Genomic DNA, 16562 nt, shown 5'->3' on the forward strand with positions numbered 1-16562 from the left:
TATCATGAATTTGTCATATCGTCAGCCGAATACTACAGACTGTAAGAAGATTGTGACACACCCATCTGCTGTATCAGCTCAATTTTTTGATATCGCCGATAGGCTGGATCAGGCTGAAGGTCAGCGTCAGGAGATTGAGACGGTTCTGTTTGACCGCTTCGTCTTTATGCATGACCAGAACGTTGTCGAGGAAGGCATTGATGGCCCCGATGCCTTCCGTCAGGACTTCAGCAGCGCCGGCATAGTCGTATACGGCGTATTTTTGCGGCAGATTGGCCTGCATGGCTACGACGGCTCCATAAAGGGCCCGTTCTTCTTCTGTTTCAAAGAGGTCCGGATTAACCTGAGTATCGTCAGCGTCTTTGACCATGTTCCCTACACGGGTATAAGCCTGGAGCAGTTCGGTCTGGCTCATGAGGTCGGCCCGGATGAGCGCATCGGCTCTCTTGGCCGCTTCCGATGCATTGAGCGTATCCGATGCCAGTACGCAGTCGATGATATGATAATCCATCCCTTTATCCTGGAAGATATTTTTCAGACGCAGGGTGAAGTATTCATTGAGCTGGCTCATGACTTCGGCCTGCTTATCTTCTTCCACGTGAAGGAGATTGAGAATGAAAGCAAAGACTTCGTCACAGTTGAGGTTCCAACCGGCATCCATGAGGATATTCAGGATACCGATAGTCTGGCGGCGCAGAGCAAAGGGATCCTGCGACCCTGTCGGAATGAGGCCCAAACTGAACGAGCCGGTAATGGTATCGAATTTATCGGCAATGCCGAGGACTTTACCCATCGTAGTCTGAGGCAGTTCGTCGCCGGCAAAACGCGGTAGATACTGTTCGTTGATGGCATCGGCAATTTCCTGCTTTTCGCCGTCAATCATGGCATATTCTCGTCCCATGACGCCCTGAAGTTCCGTAAATTCAGCTACCATCTGGGTCAGGAGGTCAGTCTTGGCCAAGTCGGACAGGCGGGTAAGGTCGCCATCATCGAGGCCCAGATCCAGTTTGTGATTGAGGAATGTCGTAATCTGTTCCAGACGCTGTGCCTTATCTTTGAGTGTACCCAGGCCGTCCTGGAATACGATGCGCTGCAGGTCATCGACGCGGTCGATAAGTTTCTTTTTCTTATCTTCTTCAAAGAAGAACTTGGCATCATCCAGGCGGGCGCGCAGTACCCGTTCATTGCCGTGCTGGACCGTTTCCAGATGATAGTCATCGCCATTGCGGACGGTGAGGAACAGGTTCATGAGCTTGCCGTCTTTATCGCGCATGGGGAAATACCGCTGATGGTCTTTCATCGGCGTAATGATGGCCGCTTCCGGGAGCTGGAGGAATTCCGTATCGAATCCGCCGCACAGGGCCGTAGGATATTCGACGAGGAATACGACTTCTTCCAGGAGGTCTTCATCCATGATGATCGTACCGCCCTTTTCGTCTGCCAGTTTCTGCATGCCCTGGAGAATCATCTGTTTGCGTTCTTCCGGATCGACGATGAGGAAATGTTCTCTCGTTACGGCTTCATAGTCTTTCATAGACGGGATTTCAAAATCGCCCGTACCGAGGAAACGGTGGCCGCGGCTGATGCGCCCGGATTTTACTTTGGCAATTTCAAAGGGAACGACATCCGTGCCAAAGAGCGCTACGAACCAGCGCAGAGGCCGTACGAAATGAACCGTCTGGTCACCCCAGATCATGCTCTTGGGGAAACTCAGGGACAGGATGATATCTTTCAGGATATCCGGCAGCAGACTGGCTGTATCCTTGCCGATTGTCGTAACGTTGGCATAGACATACCCGTCTTCTACGACCAGGTCTTCTACGGCTATCTTCTGGCCCCGGGCAAACCCCATAGCAGCTTTCGTCGGTTTGCCTTCGCTGTCATAGGCAATCTTGACGGACGGCCCTTTGTTCTTGGCCGATACATCGGACTGCTTTTCTGCCACACCAGCAATCAGAAGAGCTACACGGCGCGGCGTGCCCAGCGAGCGGATGGATTCATAGGATATGTTAGCTTCATCCAGTTTTTTATGGGCCAGATCCTTAATCTGACTGAGGATACTCGGCATATAATGAGCCGGGATTTCTTCCGTACCAATTTCAAGCAGTAAATCTTTGCTCATTTATTTTTCCTCCTTCAACATAGGGAACCCCAGTTTTTTACGCTGTTCGAGATAGGCTTTGGCGCAGGCCCGGGACAAGTTGCGGACACGGCCGATAAAAGCAGCCCGTTCACTGACGCTGATAGCGCCCCGCGCATCGAGCAGGTTGAACGTATGAGAGCATTTCAGCGCATAGTCATAGGCGGGCAGGACAAAGCCGGCTTCGATGGTCCGCATGGCTTCGGCTTCATAGAGGTCAAAGAGATGGAACAGCAGCTTGGCATCGCTGACTTCAAAGGCATAGGACGACTGTTCGAATTCGTTCTGATGGAAAATGTCACCATAGGTCACGCCATCCGTCCATTCCAGGTCGTATACGTTGTCTACACCCTGAATGTACATGGCCAGTCGTTCCATGCCATATGTGATTTCCGATGATACAGGATGAACGTCTATGCCGCCCACCTGCTGGAAATAAGTAAACTGTGTGACTTCCATGCCGTCGAGCCAGACTTCCCAGCCGAGACCCCAGGCACCCAGTGTCGGCGATTCCCAGTTGTCTTCGACAAAGCGGATATCGTGTTCTCTCGGGTTGATGCCCAGTACTTCCAGACTCTGCAGATACAGTTCCTGGATATTGTCCGGGCTCGGTTTGCAGATGACCTGGAACTGATGATGCTGATACAGCCGGTTTGGATTATCGCCATAACGGCCATCGGCCGGACGGCGGGACGGTTCGACGTATGCGACGTGCCACGGTTCCGGTCCCAGCGTACGCAGGAACGTCGCCGGATTCATTGTACCTGCCCCTTTTTCTACATCATACGGTTCCTGGATGATGCAGCCTTGGGAGGACCAAAATTTCTTCAAAGCGAAGCTCATTTCCTGAAAGTTCATGTTGCTTTTCCCTCCTGTACAAAAAAAGTCCCTGTAACATCTCTTGATGTTACAGGGACGAGTTAACACCCGCGGTTCCACCCTGATTGGTCGATTGACCCGCTCACTTTATGCAGCCATACACACCACAACGGCTTCCGGCTGCCGCCTTCAGAATGCCTTCTGCACTCCTTCTGGCAGGCTCACACCTTCCCTGCCTCGCTGTGGCGGACTGCATACTACTTTCTTTCATCGGCTTTCATGCCACTAATCATAGCAAATCTTGTGGGAGTTGTCAATCATGAGGATAGAGACCGTTAAATCATCTTCGTCTTGCCCGACGAAGTAATCATGCTGACGATGACGAAGACAAGCGTGTTGATGCACAGGGCAAAGAATCCGGCATTGATATGGACCGAACCGAGGGCAACGGGATCCATTTTGCTCAGGATGAGGAAGAATACCAGGAATTCTCCGACAATGAGGCCACAGACGGCGCCGAGCTTGCTGGCTTTTTTCCAGAACAGGCCGAGTACGATAATCGGGAAGAACTGAGTAACGCCGGCATAGCCCGTGAGCAGCAGATTGACCAGCAGGTTGGCATGGAAAATGGAAAGGTAAAGAGCAACAGCCGTCAGGATGAGGATGAGATACCGGGCTACGTTCTTCATGTGTTCCGGTGTAACATGTTCATCGTTATGACGGAAGCCGCGTACATAAATGTTGCGGGAAATGAGCAGCGACGTAGAAAGGAGCAGATCCGCTGCGGGAATCATGCAGGCCAGAGCGCCGGCACCGCCGAGGATTCCCAGTACCCATGTCGGGAACGTATCCTTTACGAGGAACAGGAATGCCATATCGGTACGAGGCAGCGGATTGCTGGCGTATACGATGACTGCCGTAAAGCCGACGAGCATTGGGAAAATCAGTGCTAGCTGGGCAAAGGGCAGATAAATGGCATTATGACGCGGTACGTCCGGGTCTTTTGCACTGAACGTATTGGTCGAAAAATGGGGCCACATATAAAAACCCAGGGCAGTCAGTGCGATGGTAGACATCCCCCAGGTCACATCGAGGTTCTTCGTGCCGCCAGGGAAAGTCAGGAAATCGGGTTTAATCGATTCTACGGCTGTAAACATTTCAGAGAAACCGCCGCAGTAATGATACGGAAGATAAATACCAAAAATCAGCATAGCAGCGATCATGCTGACGTCCTTAAATACTGCCGTAGAAGCAACACCTTTCAAGCCGCTCAGGAAGACGAATGCCGCAACCATGACGAAGGCGATGAGCATGGCCTGGACGCGGCCGATGGCTCCGAGAGAAGCGACTTCCACGATAAGACCCAGAGCAGTAAGCTGCAGCTGCAGATACGGCAGGAGGAAGGCGACGCCGACACAGGAAATGAAAATCCCAAGGGGACGGCTGCTGTAGAGATATTCTACCATGTCTGCCTGGGTCACTAATTTATGACGATGGCCGAGCGCACAGACACGGGGCAATACGTGGTAACCGACGAGATATGCCAGACCGCCATAAGCCAGGATATAGAAGGTAGGGCCCCCACGGGCATATGCCCACCCACTGGCACCTAAGAAAGCAAAGGCGGTGTATACTTCCCCGCACATAATGAACCAGTTCAGCCAGCGCCCGAAATTACGGCCGCCGACAGCCCAGTTTTCAGCACTCATTTTTCTATCCTTCAGGCCCGGAATAGCACCGAGAATAGAGATACCGATAATAAAAGCAAATAAAATGATTAATGCACCGAAATTATCCATCCAGTTCACATCCCCTCTTGCACTTATTTGATGTCATCACGATTGACGTTCGGATCCATGTACAAATGATCCTTTGAGGCAATACCGCCAGGTTTGTGGTCCACATTCCACAAAAGCTGCAATGCGATTACGGAAATGATGATTCCTGCCAGTTCCCAGAAGGCGACAAAGGGAAGCCCCAGCACGTAAGGATGAGCCACATTGACAAAGGGAAGACAGAAGATGGACCAGATGAATGGTATGGCTGTAATCAACACTCGCATATACCTCTCTCCTTTCCAGTTGGTATTCCTTCAGGACATAGTTCGCATGAATATTCTTTTACAATATTAAAATATTCATTTTATTTTTTTATTTCCCGAAGAATTCAGTTCACTGAATGATTAAAGTATAGAACATTTATTAAATTTTTTCAAGGGTATTTCGGAAAAACAATTTAAATTTTTAAAATAAATGATTATATTTTTATCAAATTGCCTATTTAATCTATATTTTTAGTATGAATTGAATTTTGTATACAATATGTATGAACCATACTCAAGGATTTTCCTGCTCCCCGGGACATACCACATAAAAAAACAGAGTTTGTCCATCGGACAAACTCTGTTGCTCATCAGAAAAGCACTTTAAAAGTTAAATCGCCTCATATATGCATTTTTTGCAAAGAAATCACATAGCACTCAGGACTGTTGCTCATCGAGATAGGTCCAGCCATCTTCCTGATGGACTTTCCCTTCTTTCATGAGATGCCCCAGCGCACGCTTGAACGCCGATTTGCTCAGGCCAAATTTTGCCTTGATGACAGCCGGTGCCGTCGAATCACTGTAGGGCATCTTCCCCTTACGGCTCTGCAGGAATGTTACAATCTGGGCACAGTCTTCATCCATCGCCTTTTCCTTGACCGGTCGCAGAGAAATATTGATACGGCCATCTTCCCGCAGGTAGGTAATGCGCCCTTTGATCATCTGGCCAATCAGGATAGGGCCATGGAACTCGCTGCGGTGCAGGAACGCAATCCACCGTTCCCGGGTCATGATATAGGCACCCTGGTCGTTCATATTATAGACGGCACCTTCTACCCAGTCGCCAATCCTGGCATCGGTCGCCGGCCGGGAAGCGCGGCGCATTTCGTCTTCTACTTCCATGGAAACGGCCAGACGATGGGATTTATCCTCATAGAGACGGACCCATACATATTCCCCTTCTTTCGGCCGTCCCTTCATTTCGGCAAAGGGCATGAAAATCCCCCGCTCTGTCCCGACATCGACAAAGGCGCCGAAACGGGTCGTGTTGATGATAGGGGCATAGCCAATCTGACCGATTTTGATTTTTGGCAGGCGCATGCTGGCAGTCAGCCGGCCTGACGGGTCATGATACAGGAATACGGTCACCGTATCCCCGACAGCAACAGGATGAGTCTGCTGATTTTTGTGCAGCAGGATATCATCATTCGTATTGCCCGTACCGCCATCGAGGAAGGCGCCCATCTCGCCGAGACGGAGCACTTTCAGGGCAGCGATACTGTTTTCCTGCAAAAGTTGATTCATCTTATTCTCCTTCAAAGGGAATCCGCGGTGCATCGCACCAGAGATTTTCCAGTTCATAATAGCTGCGGTCCTGATCGACAAAAACGTGGGTCACCACATCGCCGGCATCAATGAGGATCCAGCGGCCGGAACGGTAGCCTTCGACATGACGGACCGTGTATCCGTTCTTTTCAAGTTCTTCTTCCACGTTGTCGGCAATACTCTGGGCCTGACGGGTATTGCGGGCGCTGCAGATGACAAAATAATCGGCCATGATCGATGCCGTCATCATATCGAGGATGATGATATCCCAGCCTTTTTTGTCATATGCAGCCTGGGCTGCGATTTCATAACAAGTCTTTTCCTTTGTGTCGTGTGTCTGTTCTTTCATTACTAATGGCATTTCTTTCTATCTTCTCCTTTTTTATCCCATCCACGCCGTACTATTCATTGGCTATGGCATGGCTGCTCGTCCCGATAATCTTTTGTACTTCTACGGGATCAAAATTCCATAACGTATCCGATGTAGCCGTTTTCGTTTCTCCACTCTTGGCAATTTCGCCGGGCAGCATGTAAAAGTGAATGTCCGACACGGGCACATTGCGGAATGTCCAGACAAGTCGTGCCATGTCTTTGGCCGATATGTTGGAATCTACGTCGTGCCAGACGCGGTATGCGTTTACCGCATTCGTTATGCCAAAGTGGGTTTCCCGGTCTTCATAAAACGCTTTAAGGAATCGTTCCTGCCGCAGTGCCTGGAAAAGCGGGCCTTCCTTGTCACTATAACTCATATAGCCGGCAGATTCCCGCCCCGTAAGCAGCTGGTATCCCTGACCGAGATTAAAATCAACCGCCCCATCGCTGGTTTCCCCGTACATCGGTTTTTCTACATACAGTGGCAGGCCGTCATTGATATCGATCATCCGGGCAAACGATTCAGGCGTAAAAGAAATATAATACGGAATGCGGATGTGGAAGATATCTTCTACGACAGCCCGGGTAAGGCTCATCCCGCCTTCGGTGTAAATATCCTGCAGTGCCTGTACTCCTTTTCCCTTCCGTCCTTCAATCTTGGTGTTATTGGGCAGCATGATGAAATCAACGGTCTTCTTTTCTTTATTGACGGCTGCCAGTCCGACGAAATTCGTCCGCGGCGCCGCTTCTTCATCGACACCGATAACCAGCACATAGAGAGGTATATCCGGACTCTGTTGGGCAAATTCTTCGTTTGCCGGTGACGGACGGAAATGAAACCAGGCCAGTACACCGGCAATGATAGCCAGCCCGATGAGGATTGCCATTCCCAATCTGTGCCAGAACCGGCGTTTCCGTTCATCCGGGCTGACGGTCCGGCGACGCTTGTTCCGCGTCTTCCCTTTCTTTTGCGTTTCACCCATTTTTCTGTCTCCCCTTCTTCTGCATCGCCAGAATCTGGGCATTGCGGTTGATGACCGTGCCGGCAAAAATAAGCTTGTCCTGTTCCAGCAGATGGGAAATGGTCGAATCGTATCCGGCAAGGACCGCCTGGTCCAGGTCTGCAGCGGCCAATTCGCGAAGGTGTTCTACGCCGTCGAAATCACGGTTTTCTTCGATGTAATCGGCAACAAAGATGATCTTTTCCAGTGTCCCCATAACTTCTGCCCCAGTCGTATGATGGGCCAGGGCTGCAAGAAATTCCTCGTCGGTCAGGTGATACTTCGTGCGGGCAACGGTGACGGCCGCATACCCATGGAGCAGGCCGCCGTTTGTCATGATGGCATCATCGAGACGGTCGCCGAAAGACTGCCGGGCCAGTTCCTGCATTTCCTCCAGAGGCAGCTGCTTGGCCGCATCGTGCAGAAGACCAGCCGTTTCAGCTTTATCGGGATCATAGTCATTACGCAAAGCCAGCTGACGGGCTGCCTTGGCTACGCCCAGGACATGCTTATACCGGTGGGCAGATAATATGCTTTTTAAATCACTTTTTATTTCTTCTTTTAACGTTGTGCTGTACATTGATATATCCCATTCTTCCTGATATAGTCTGCAACGGCCCGGGGAATCATATAGCGGATGCTGCGGCCTTCCCGGATGCGCCGGCGCAGTTCCGTCGAAGAGAGTTCCATGGTCGGTACGGACAGCTTCAGGATGTGATGTCCCAGACTGCCGAAATGCCGGACGACGGGCATGATGGCTTCTGTACCGTCCGGACGGGTTGCGCCGATGAAATGGCACAGACGTAATATATCTTCCGGATGATTCCAGTTCGGAAGGTCCTGTATGGTGTCCGTACCGGAAATGAAATACAATTCATGACTGGGGCCGTACAATTTCTTTAAAAAACGCAGTGTATCCAACGTATACGACGGTCCTCTCCGGCGTATTTCCATGTCGCTGACCGTAAAATAGGGATTATCGGCCGTCGCCAGACGCGTCATTTCCAGCCGCTGTCGTGCCGTAGCGCCGTGTACTTCTTTATGAGGGGTAATGTATGAAGGAATAAAGAGGACGCGGTCCAGCGAATACGCTTCCCGTGCTTCTTCGGCTATCATCAGGTGTCCCAGGTGGATCGGATTGAAAGTTCCGCCCATAACACCCAATCTAGTGATTTCCATAATAGATATACATACCTCCCCAGATAATAGCCACTACTATTATATATAATAGCAAAAAAATGGCGTAATGTTTATACTCATATTGCGTCTTCGGCGAGGACGCATACTGACGCAGCGTCCGCACGTATCCGCGCAGGCATCGCATCATTGGCGGATCTGTCCCTTACCGTGGATCAGATATTTATAGCTGACCAGCGCTTCCAGTCCCATCGGTCCCCGGGCATGGAGTTTCTGCGTGCTGATGCCGATTTCTGCGCCAAAGCCAAATTCAAAGCCGTCAGTAAACCGCGTCGAGGCATTGACATACACGGCTGCTGAATCGACTTCCTGCAGGAATCGTTCCGCCGTATCTGTATTTTCCGTGACAATAGTTTCTGAATGATGGGTGCTGTAGCGGCGGATATGATCCAGCGCTTCATCGAGAGATGAAACCGTGCGGATAGACATGATGAGGGCATTGTATTCCGTGCGCCAGTCTTCTTCTGATGCCATTTCTATGCCCGTTCCGCCAGCTTCTCTGGCAGCCGTATCGGCCCTCATTTCAACATGGCGGGCCTTCAGGACCGGTACCAGCTTTTCCATAAGCGGCTGGACGACGTCCTTGTGGACCAGCAGTGTTTCCATGGCATTGCACGTAGAGGGACGGGATACTTTGGCATTTTCAATGATGCTGACGGCCATGTCGAGGTCGGCATCTTTATCGACGTAGACATGGCAGACGCCGCTTCCCGTTTCGATGACCGGAACTTTCGCCGTATCGACGACCATGCGGATCAGACCGGCTCCCCCGCGGGGAATCGCCAGATTGATGTACTGGCGCAGTGTCAGCAGTTCGCCGACCAGGGCCCGGTCGGTATTTTCCATAATCGTAACGGCATCGGACGGAAGGCCGGCACGTGCAATGGCATGGCGGATGACTCCCGCCAGAGCCACGTTGGAATGGATGGCTTCACTGCCTCCGCGCAATACGGTCGCATTACCTGATTTCAGACACAGGACAGCCGCATCGACAGTGACATTAGGGCGGGATTCGAAGATGATGGCAATGACGCCGAGCGGAACGGTCACCTTATCGATATGCAGGCCGTTGGGACGGTCCCAGGATGCCAGCGTCTGCCCGACGGGATCTGGCAGGGCAATGACCTGACGGACTCCTTCAGCCATTCCCCGGATGCGGTCCGGCGTCAGGGTCAGCCTGTCAATCATGGCGTCGCTCATTCCCTTTTCCCGGGCTGCCGCTACATCGGCTGCGTTGGCCTCCATAATAGAACTGGCCTGAGCCAGCAAATCATCTGCAATATAGGTGAGAGCATTATTTTTTACTGTTGTATCCGCATTGGCCAGAGCATACGATGCCTGCCGGGCTGCCCGGGCTTTCCGGACGGCTTCTGATTCCATAGCCTCTTCCCCCTTTAATACATAGCCACGAGATTATCGCGGTGAATGACTTCTTCATAAATGCCGTCATGGCCCAGTACTTTAGGAATATCGGAAGACTGGACGCCTTTGATGGCATTGATATTGATGCTGCTGTAGTTGGCTATCCCTTTAGCAATGATGATGCCATCGTACTGGACGTTGACGATATCTCCCTCCTGGAATATACCTTCTACGGCCGTAATCCCGACGGGAAGAAGACTCGACCCGTGGTCGATGATGGCATCACGGCAGCCCTTATCCACGACGATACTGCCTTTCGCCCTGCTGCCCGAAACGAGCCATCGCTTCTTGGAGTGAAGAGGCGTATCCTTGGCTTTAAACAGCGTACCTATGGCTTCTCCTCCGACGATGCGGCTGATAATGCCGTCTTCACTGCCCGACGCGATGACCATATCGACATCGGCCGCAGTAGCAATCGAGGCTGCCTGGATTTTGGTATGCATGCCGCCAGTGCCCATACTGGATCCGGCATCACCGGCGATTTCATAGATGTGTTTATCAATCGTATGGACGACGGGAATGATGGTCGCTTCCGGATGTGTTTTGGGATTGTCCGTGTATAACCCGTCGATATCGGAGAGAAGGATGAGCAGATCGGCATCGACGAGACCGCTGACCATAGCAGAAAGAGTATCGTTATCGCCGATTTTATATTCATCGACGGCGACGACATCGTTTTCATTGATGATAGGAATGATTCCCATCTCCAGCATGGTCAGGAGCGTATTGCGGGAATTCATGAACTTGCTCCGGTCCTGGGAATCCATCCGCGTCAAAAGTACCTGTCCTACGATTTGTCCATATTCGCGGAACATCATTTCGTAGGTATGCATGAGTACGCCCTGTCCGACAGCTGCCACCGCCTGTTTTTCCCGGATACTGCGCGGCCGGTGGTCCAGGTGCAGCGGGGCCAGACCGGCATTGGTCGCACCGGAACTGACGAGGATCATCTCTTTCCCCTGATTTTGCAAATCGGCCAGTTCCCGGACCAGATGTTCGATGCGCCGGTAATTGAGCTTGCCGTTTTCATAAGAAATCGTACTGGACCCTACTTTGACGACGATGCGTCTTTTATTGGTAAAATCTCTCTGCTTGCAGTCCACTTCCATCACTGTCCTACTCTTTAATATAGTCGTAATGCGATTTATCTTTCTTCTTTTTGAACAGGACACCGTAATGGCCGATGACCTGTACGAGTTCGGCTCCCAGCATACCTGCCAGTGTTTCCATGGTTTCCGCCGTATCGAGGTCGGCATTATTGAGCACATGGGCCTTGACCAGTTCTCTGGCGGTAATGGCAGCCCGGGCACTATCGATGACGGCGTCGGACAGTCCTTCCTTTCCTATCTGGATGACCGACGGCATCTGGCTGGCCAGTGCCTTGAGTTGTTTTTTATCTTTATTATTCATATTCTATCTCCTTATTTGCGGTATTCAAATTCCATGGAATAAATGCGCACCGTATCGCCTTCCTGGATGCCCTCTTTTTGCAGCATCTTGTCCAGTTCCATATAACGCCAGATACGCTGGAACCGGCGCAGGGACATGTCATCATCGAAATTCGTCATGGCGACGAGCCGTTCGATCCGGGGGCCGGTAATGACAAAGGCACCATCATCGTCGCGATGAATTTCAAAATCCGGTTTTTCTTCTGGTTTATAGATGACCTCTTCATCCGTTTCGTCCGGTTCTTCCACATACGTTTCCAGCAGTTTCCAGACATATTCCATCAGCTCCGGCAATCCTTCGCCGGACATAGCACAGATAGGGAATACGTCCCGGCCCCGTTCATCCATATACTGCTGGAGCCGTTTCAGATTCGTATCATCAGATAATAAATCGATTTTATTGGCTGCGATGACCTGCTGTTTCCGCGACAGTTTTTCACTGTATTTTGCCAGTTCACCATTGATTTTCTCATAATCCTCGATGGGATCGCGTCCTTCACTGCCGGACACGTCGAGAACGTGGATGAGAATTTTCGTCCGTTCAATATGGCGCAGGAAATCATGGCCCAGACCGACGCCTTCGGCTGCCCCGTCGATAAGGCCGGGAATATCGGCCATGACGAAGCTGCGTTGATCCGGCAGATCGACGACGCCGAGGATGGGGTTCAGCGTCGTGAAATGATAGGCTGCTACTTCCGGTTCAGCCGCAGATACTTTGCGCAGGATGCTCGATTTTCCTACGCTGGGATACCCCAGAAGCCCTACATCGGCCAGTACTTTGAGTTCCAGGCGCAGCCAGCGTTCTTCCCCCGGTTCCCCCCGTTCAGCAAAGGTTGGTGCCCGGTTGGCACTGGTACGGAAATGATAGTTGCCCCGGCCGCCGCGGCCGCCTTTAGCGACGATGGCCTGCTGTCCGTCGTGGCTCAGGTCAGCGAGGAGAGTGTTCGATTCTTCATCGCGCACGACCGTGCCGACGGGTACGGGGATGAGCAGGTCATCGGCGTCGCGGCCGAATTTATTGCTCCCCTGGCCTTTTCCGCCCGGTTTGGCTTTAAACAACCGGCGATAGCGGAAATCTACCAGCGTATTCACATTGCGGTCAGCCACGAGGATGACATTTCCTCCCTGGCCGCCGTCACCGCCATTGGGACCGCCTTTGGGTACAAACTTTTCATGACGGAAGCTGCTCATCCCGTCTCCGCCCTTGCCGGACTGCACAAATATTCTTGCTCTGTCTATAAACATATTTACACCTCATCGAAAAAAAGGAACAGTGACTAAAATATAAAAAAGCATTGAATTATATTATACCATAAACCGCCGCCGGAAATGATAGAATCTGCTAAAATAGCGAAAAAAAAGTAAAATAAATAGTGCCCGGAGCTTTCCAGCCGGGCAGAAACACCGGAAAAAGTCAAACGGTGCAAAAATATCCATAACGTGGTACACTATACTTGATATTGTATGATACATATCAATGGGAGGTTCTTTGTATGGCTAATTTAGCAAATATCCGGCTGAACCGGAAAAAACCGATTATCTGTGTTCCCTGTACTGGCGCAACAGTGGGTGACATCTGTTACAGCTGCCAGCAGATACGGGAAAAACCGCATGACATCATTGAGTACAATGCCGGCACCTTTAACGGCCTGCCCAATTTGTCCCAGCTGTGGAATGCCCTGCTGATGATCACCCAGGCAACCAATGAAGGGACGTTTATTTTTAAATGTGAAAAAAAAGATCTGCCTGAATACTGCCGTACCGAACGGGACTACCGTGACATCATGACCTTTGCCCTGCGCAGCGGCCTTCCCGATGCACTGGAAATCGCCGCCGATACAGACCCCGATCTCATAGATGATTTGTCGGAACAATGTATGGATACGGGCCTGATTCCGATCATTTCCCTGTCCCTGACCAATGCGTCAGAGGCCTCATCCCTGGAACAGCGCCTGACCGGTCTGTCTGACCTGGAAGCCCGTACATTCCACATCACCTTCCCGGCACAGACGACGGATGATATCGATGCCGTCCGTCAGGCTGTCCGCGCATTTTTACAGGAAAATTACGAATTCAAGGTCATCATCCAGCCAACTGGCCCGGTTGCCAAAGCGGAACTCCTGAAAGGGAACACCTTTGATTCGCCCATACTTTACGCAGCCGTCAACGAAGAAACGGATTCATTACCGTCCTGCACGGATCTGCGCCGGGTCCTCGATGAAAAGGGGCTTTGATTGAACATATATGGTATGAACCCAGGAACGGGCCTGCCCATAACGCGGCAGGCCCGTTCCTTTGTGTATGACATCAGCCATGCAGTTCATAATCTAATTCTTTCAAGCGTTCAATCCGCTTTTCTGTCGGCGGATGGGTACTGAACAGATTGGCCAGCCCCGACTGGATACCGGAAAACGGATTGATGATGCACATGTGTGCCGTCGTCTTAGAAGCACCTGGCAGCACCTGATAGTGGGCGTAGTTGTCTATCTTGGCAAGCGCCCGGGCCAGGGCCAGGGGATCGTCGATCATGCGGCCGCCTTCTTCATCGGCCATATATTCCCGTGTCCGGCTGATGCCGAGCTGGATAATCGTCGCCGCAATCGGAGCGATGATGATCGTTACCAGGAGGCCGACGATGCCGCCATTGTCGTCATCATCGTTGCCGCGTCCGAATATAGCCGCCCACTGGGCAATATTGGCAATCCAGGAAATAACGCTGGCAAAAGTAGCCACGACGGTGCTCAGGAGGATATCCCGGTGCAGGATATGGGACATTTCATGAGCCAGGACACCGCGGATTTCTTCATCATCAAGCATGTCGAGGATGCCTTCCGTCGCCGCGATGGCCGCGTGAGACGGGTTGCGCCCTGTAGCAAAGGCATTGGGGACTTCCGTCGGCATGATATATACTTTGGGCATGGGAAGTTCGGCACGCTGTGCCAGATCTTCTACGATGTGGTAGAGCCGATGTTCCGGACCTACGGGCTGGCAGTGGTACATGCGCAGGACGATGGAATCACTGAACCAGTAGGAAAAGAAATTCATCCCCGTTGCGAGAATGAGCATGACGGTCATGCCATGAACACCGCCAAACGCTCTGCCAATGGCCATCATAATCACCGCCAGCAGAGTCATGAGAAAGACTGTCTTTAAACGGTTCATACTACTCTCCTCTATTCTAAAAAATCAAAAGTCAAAAGGTAAAATCCGAATTTACTATATTATAACAGAAAAAGTCATTCTGTCAATATGTTCGATTCATATTCTCTATGCATCACTATTCGGACAGGACGTGATTATTATAGCGGCGGATGAGGACCGTATAATACCCTTCGCCGTCTTTTTTGTCATCGAGCCGGGTCACGATGGTAACATCATTCTGTATCCAGCGGATTTCTTTACTATTCTGGCTCGCTGGAAAGTCTTCCATATTGGAATAAATCGTTGCCGACAGGCGGGCGTACATATCGCGGGCCGTCTTGCGGTTGGTCGTCCTGAAGTAATTTTCAAACGCCAGGACCCGTCCCGCCGGGGATCCATCGGCCGTCTCGATAGACAGCCCTTCGATGACGGTAACGCCATCCTGGGTCACCGACCGTTCGGCTTTTTCCGTCGTGCCGTCACTTCCATAGAACGTCCAGTCGGGCAGGATAGAAAAATTGAGGGCAAAATCCTTTTTGGGCATCCCCAGGTACACCGTATTATACGCCGTCAGGGGATGTTCGCTGATTTCATCAATAGACAGATTATAATCAAAAGCCAGCGCACCGGCAGGTATATACATGGCGGCAGCCAGTACGGCCAGACGTGTCTTCCATTTCATAAAGAATTCCTCCTTCCTCATAGGCCATGGCATATGGCATTACGAATTTGCAGAGTCAAACGAAAATCCAATAAAACAGCCCCTGTACAATCGTGTAATCAATCAGATAAATCAGGCGCTGCAAGGGAATCAGGATGTAACTGAATACGGGTGTCGCCATGAGGACGATCAGCAAAAGGAAGCTGTACCGTTCCACACTGGCCAGGCGTATCGCCCATTCTGTCGGCAGAAAGACCGTGATGAGGCGCGACCCGTCCAGCGGCGGCAGGGGAATGAGATTGAAGATGCCGAAATTGATATTATAGATGATGATCAAATCCAGCACCAAATCCAGACTGCGCATGCGGATGCCGCTCCAGTACAGGATCATCCGTATGGCAAACATGACGAGGGCCAGGATGAAATTGGCAAAGGGTCCTGCCAGGGACACACAGATTTCCCCTTTCCGCCAGTTGCGGAAATTATTGGCATTAATCATGACCGGTTTGGCCCAGCCGAACTGGGCAACCAGCAGCATAATAAGGCCGATGGGATCGATGTGGGCAATGGGATTCAGCGTGAGCCTTCCCGTCATGCGCGGCGTAGAATCCCCCATTTTATCGGCTATCAGGGCATGGGCATATTCGTGGATGACAAGAGCCATGAGCAGCCCTGGTATAGCGGCAACGAGAGACAGTATATCGAAATGAAACATAATTTTCCTCCTCATAGATGAGTTGGCCAGAAACATATGGCCGTATACCTATCATAACAGAAAGAAGCAGGCCGGTAAAGGTCTGCTTCGTTACAACAAATAAGGGTACTGTTATGTTTCATGCTGCCCCGCGTCAGATACAACGGCGCGAACCCGCTGGCATGGGCCGCGTCGGCATACGGCGTCCGGACGCCTGGTCCCCAGTGTTGAAATTATATCACTCCCCGGCAGGAGACAGCAAGGCCGTTTAGAACAATGTGTCCGATTTTTGACAATGAT

General features: G+C 51.3%; 18 protein-coding genes. 2 read left to right on the forward strand and 16 right to left on the reverse strand.

Features of this window, described 5'->3' with window-relative positions:
• Nucleotides 1–73 precede the first annotated feature (73 nt).
• The 13 genes from glyS to obgE all read right to left on the reverse strand — a co-directional run bounded on the left by glyS (nucleotide 74) and on the right by obgE (nucleotide 13011).
• Entirely contained in the window at nucleotides 74–2122 is a 2049-nt protein-coding gene (glyS, locus tag ACGTIC_RS08965) for a glycine--tRNA ligase subunit beta (protein ID WP_113855866.1), read from the reverse strand.
• Entirely contained in the window at nucleotides 2123–2998 is an 876-nt protein-coding gene (gene glyQ / locus ACGTIC_RS08970) for a glycine--tRNA ligase subunit alpha (RefSeq protein WP_059075835.1), read from the reverse strand. It lies immediately after the preceding gene.
• Nucleotides 2999–3294: 296 nt separating this feature from the next.
• A complete protein-coding gene (locus ACGTIC_RS08975; RefSeq protein WP_113855865.1) occupies nucleotides 3295–4758 on the reverse strand; it encodes a sodium:solute symporter in 1464 nt (487 codons plus the stop codon).
• Between the two features lie 23 nt (nucleotides 4759–4781).
• Nucleotides 4782–5021 (reverse strand): DUF3311 domain-containing protein, encoded by a 240-nt coding sequence (locus ACGTIC_RS08980; RefSeq protein WP_113855864.1) that lies wholly within the window; start codon nucleotides 5019–5021, stop codon nucleotides 4782–4784.
• 417 nt (nucleotides 5022–5438) lie between these two features.
• On the reverse strand, nucleotides 5439–6305 hold the full coding sequence (locus ACGTIC_RS08985; protein WP_075582368.1) for a S1 RNA-binding domain-containing protein: 867 nt from the start codon (nucleotides 6303–6305) through the stop codon (nucleotides 5439–5441).
• Between the two features lies 1 nt (nucleotide 6306).
• Nucleotides 6307–6687 (reverse strand): ribosome silencing factor, encoded by a 381-nt coding sequence (gene rsfS, locus ACGTIC_RS08990; protein WP_059075831.1) that lies wholly within the window; start codon nucleotides 6685–6687, stop codon nucleotides 6307–6309.
• 40 nt (nucleotides 6688–6727) lie between these two features.
• The gene (locus tag ACGTIC_RS08995; RefSeq protein WP_083501444.1) at nucleotides 6728–7681 is read right to left on the reverse strand and encodes an LCP family protein; all 954 of its coding nucleotides are present in this window, start codon (nucleotides 7679–7681) and stop codon (nucleotides 6728–6730) included.
• Nucleotides 7674–8279 (reverse strand): bis(5'-nucleosyl)-tetraphosphatase (symmetrical) YqeK, encoded by a 606-nt coding sequence (gene yqeK / locus ACGTIC_RS09000; protein WP_059075830.1) that lies wholly within the window; start codon nucleotides 8277–8279, stop codon nucleotides 7674–7676. Before yqeK ends, ACGTIC_RS08995 begins: the two co-directional genes overlap by 8 nt.
• Nucleotides 8261–8878 carry a nicotinate-nucleotide adenylyltransferase gene (nadD, locus tag ACGTIC_RS09005; protein WP_113855863.1) on the reverse strand — a complete coding sequence of 206 codons (618 nt, stop codon included), beginning with the start codon at nucleotides 8876–8878 and terminating at the stop codon, nucleotides 8261–8263. The genes yqeK and nadD overlap by 19 nt, the downstream gene beginning before the upstream one ends.
• Nucleotides 8879–9022: 144 nt before the next feature.
• Nucleotides 9023–10276: a glutamate-5-semialdehyde dehydrogenase gene (locus ACGTIC_RS09010; RefSeq protein WP_113855862.1), complete on the reverse strand. Its 1254-nt coding sequence runs from the start codon at nucleotides 10274–10276 to the stop codon at nucleotides 9023–9025.
• 14 nt (nucleotides 10277–10290) lie between these two features.
• Complete coding sequence (gene proB, locus ACGTIC_RS09015; RefSeq protein ID WP_257536672.1) at nucleotides 10291–11427, reverse strand: glutamate 5-kinase; 1137 nt, start codon at nucleotides 11425–11427, stop codon at nucleotides 10291–10293.
• A 7-nt stretch (nucleotides 11428–11434) separates the two neighbouring features.
• Nucleotides 11435–11728, reverse strand: a complete 294-nt coding sequence (locus tag ACGTIC_RS09020) for a YhbY family RNA-binding protein (RefSeq protein ID WP_059075827.1) — start codon at nucleotides 11726–11728, stop codon at nucleotides 11435–11437.
• An 11-nt stretch (nucleotides 11729–11739) separates the two neighbouring features.
• Entirely contained in the window at nucleotides 11740–13011 is a 1272-nt protein-coding gene (gene obgE, locus ACGTIC_RS09025; protein WP_113855861.1) for a GTPase ObgE, read from the reverse strand.
• 248 nt (nucleotides 13012–13259) lie between these two features.
• Here obgE and ACGTIC_RS09030 point away from each other — a divergent pair, with 248 nt between their 5' ends.
• Nucleotides 13260–14000, forward strand: a complete 741-nt coding sequence (locus ACGTIC_RS09030) for a type I 3-dehydroquinate dehydratase (protein WP_059075825.1) — start codon at nucleotides 13260–13262, stop codon at nucleotides 13998–14000.
• A 73-nt stretch (nucleotides 14001–14073) separates the two neighbouring features.
• Here ACGTIC_RS09030 and htpX read toward each other — a convergent pair whose 3' ends face one another.
• The 3 genes from htpX to ACGTIC_RS09045 form a co-directional block, all read right to left on the reverse strand.
• Complete coding sequence (gene htpX, locus ACGTIC_RS09035) at nucleotides 14074–14928, reverse strand: zinc metalloprotease HtpX (protein ID WP_075582373.1); 855 nt, start codon at nucleotides 14926–14928, stop codon at nucleotides 14074–14076.
• 115 nt (nucleotides 14929–15043) lie between these two features.
• Complete coding sequence (locus ACGTIC_RS09040) at nucleotides 15044–15589, reverse strand: hypothetical protein (RefSeq protein WP_075582374.1); 546 nt, start codon at nucleotides 15587–15589, stop codon at nucleotides 15044–15046.
• Nucleotides 15590–15644: 55 nt separating this feature from the next.
• Nucleotides 15645–16283 carry a site-2 protease family protein gene (locus ACGTIC_RS09045; protein WP_059075822.1) on the reverse strand — a complete coding sequence of 213 codons (639 nt, stop codon included), beginning with the start codon at nucleotides 16281–16283 and terminating at the stop codon, nucleotides 15645–15647.
• Between the two features lie 113 nt (nucleotides 16284–16396).
• Here ACGTIC_RS09045 and ACGTIC_RS09050 point away from each other — a divergent pair, with 113 nt between their 5' ends.
• Nucleotides 16397–16534 carry a hypothetical protein gene (locus tag ACGTIC_RS09050; RefSeq protein WP_162816248.1) on the forward strand — a complete coding sequence of 46 codons (138 nt, stop codon included), beginning with the start codon at nucleotides 16397–16399 and terminating at the stop codon, nucleotides 16532–16534.
• Nucleotides 16535–16562 lie beyond the last annotated feature (28 nt).

Origin of the sequence: Megasphaera hexanoica (assembly GCF_043520715.1) — a bacterium.
Lineage (GTDB): Bacteria > Bacillota > Negativicutes > Veillonellales > Megasphaeraceae > Megasphaera > Megasphaera hexanoica.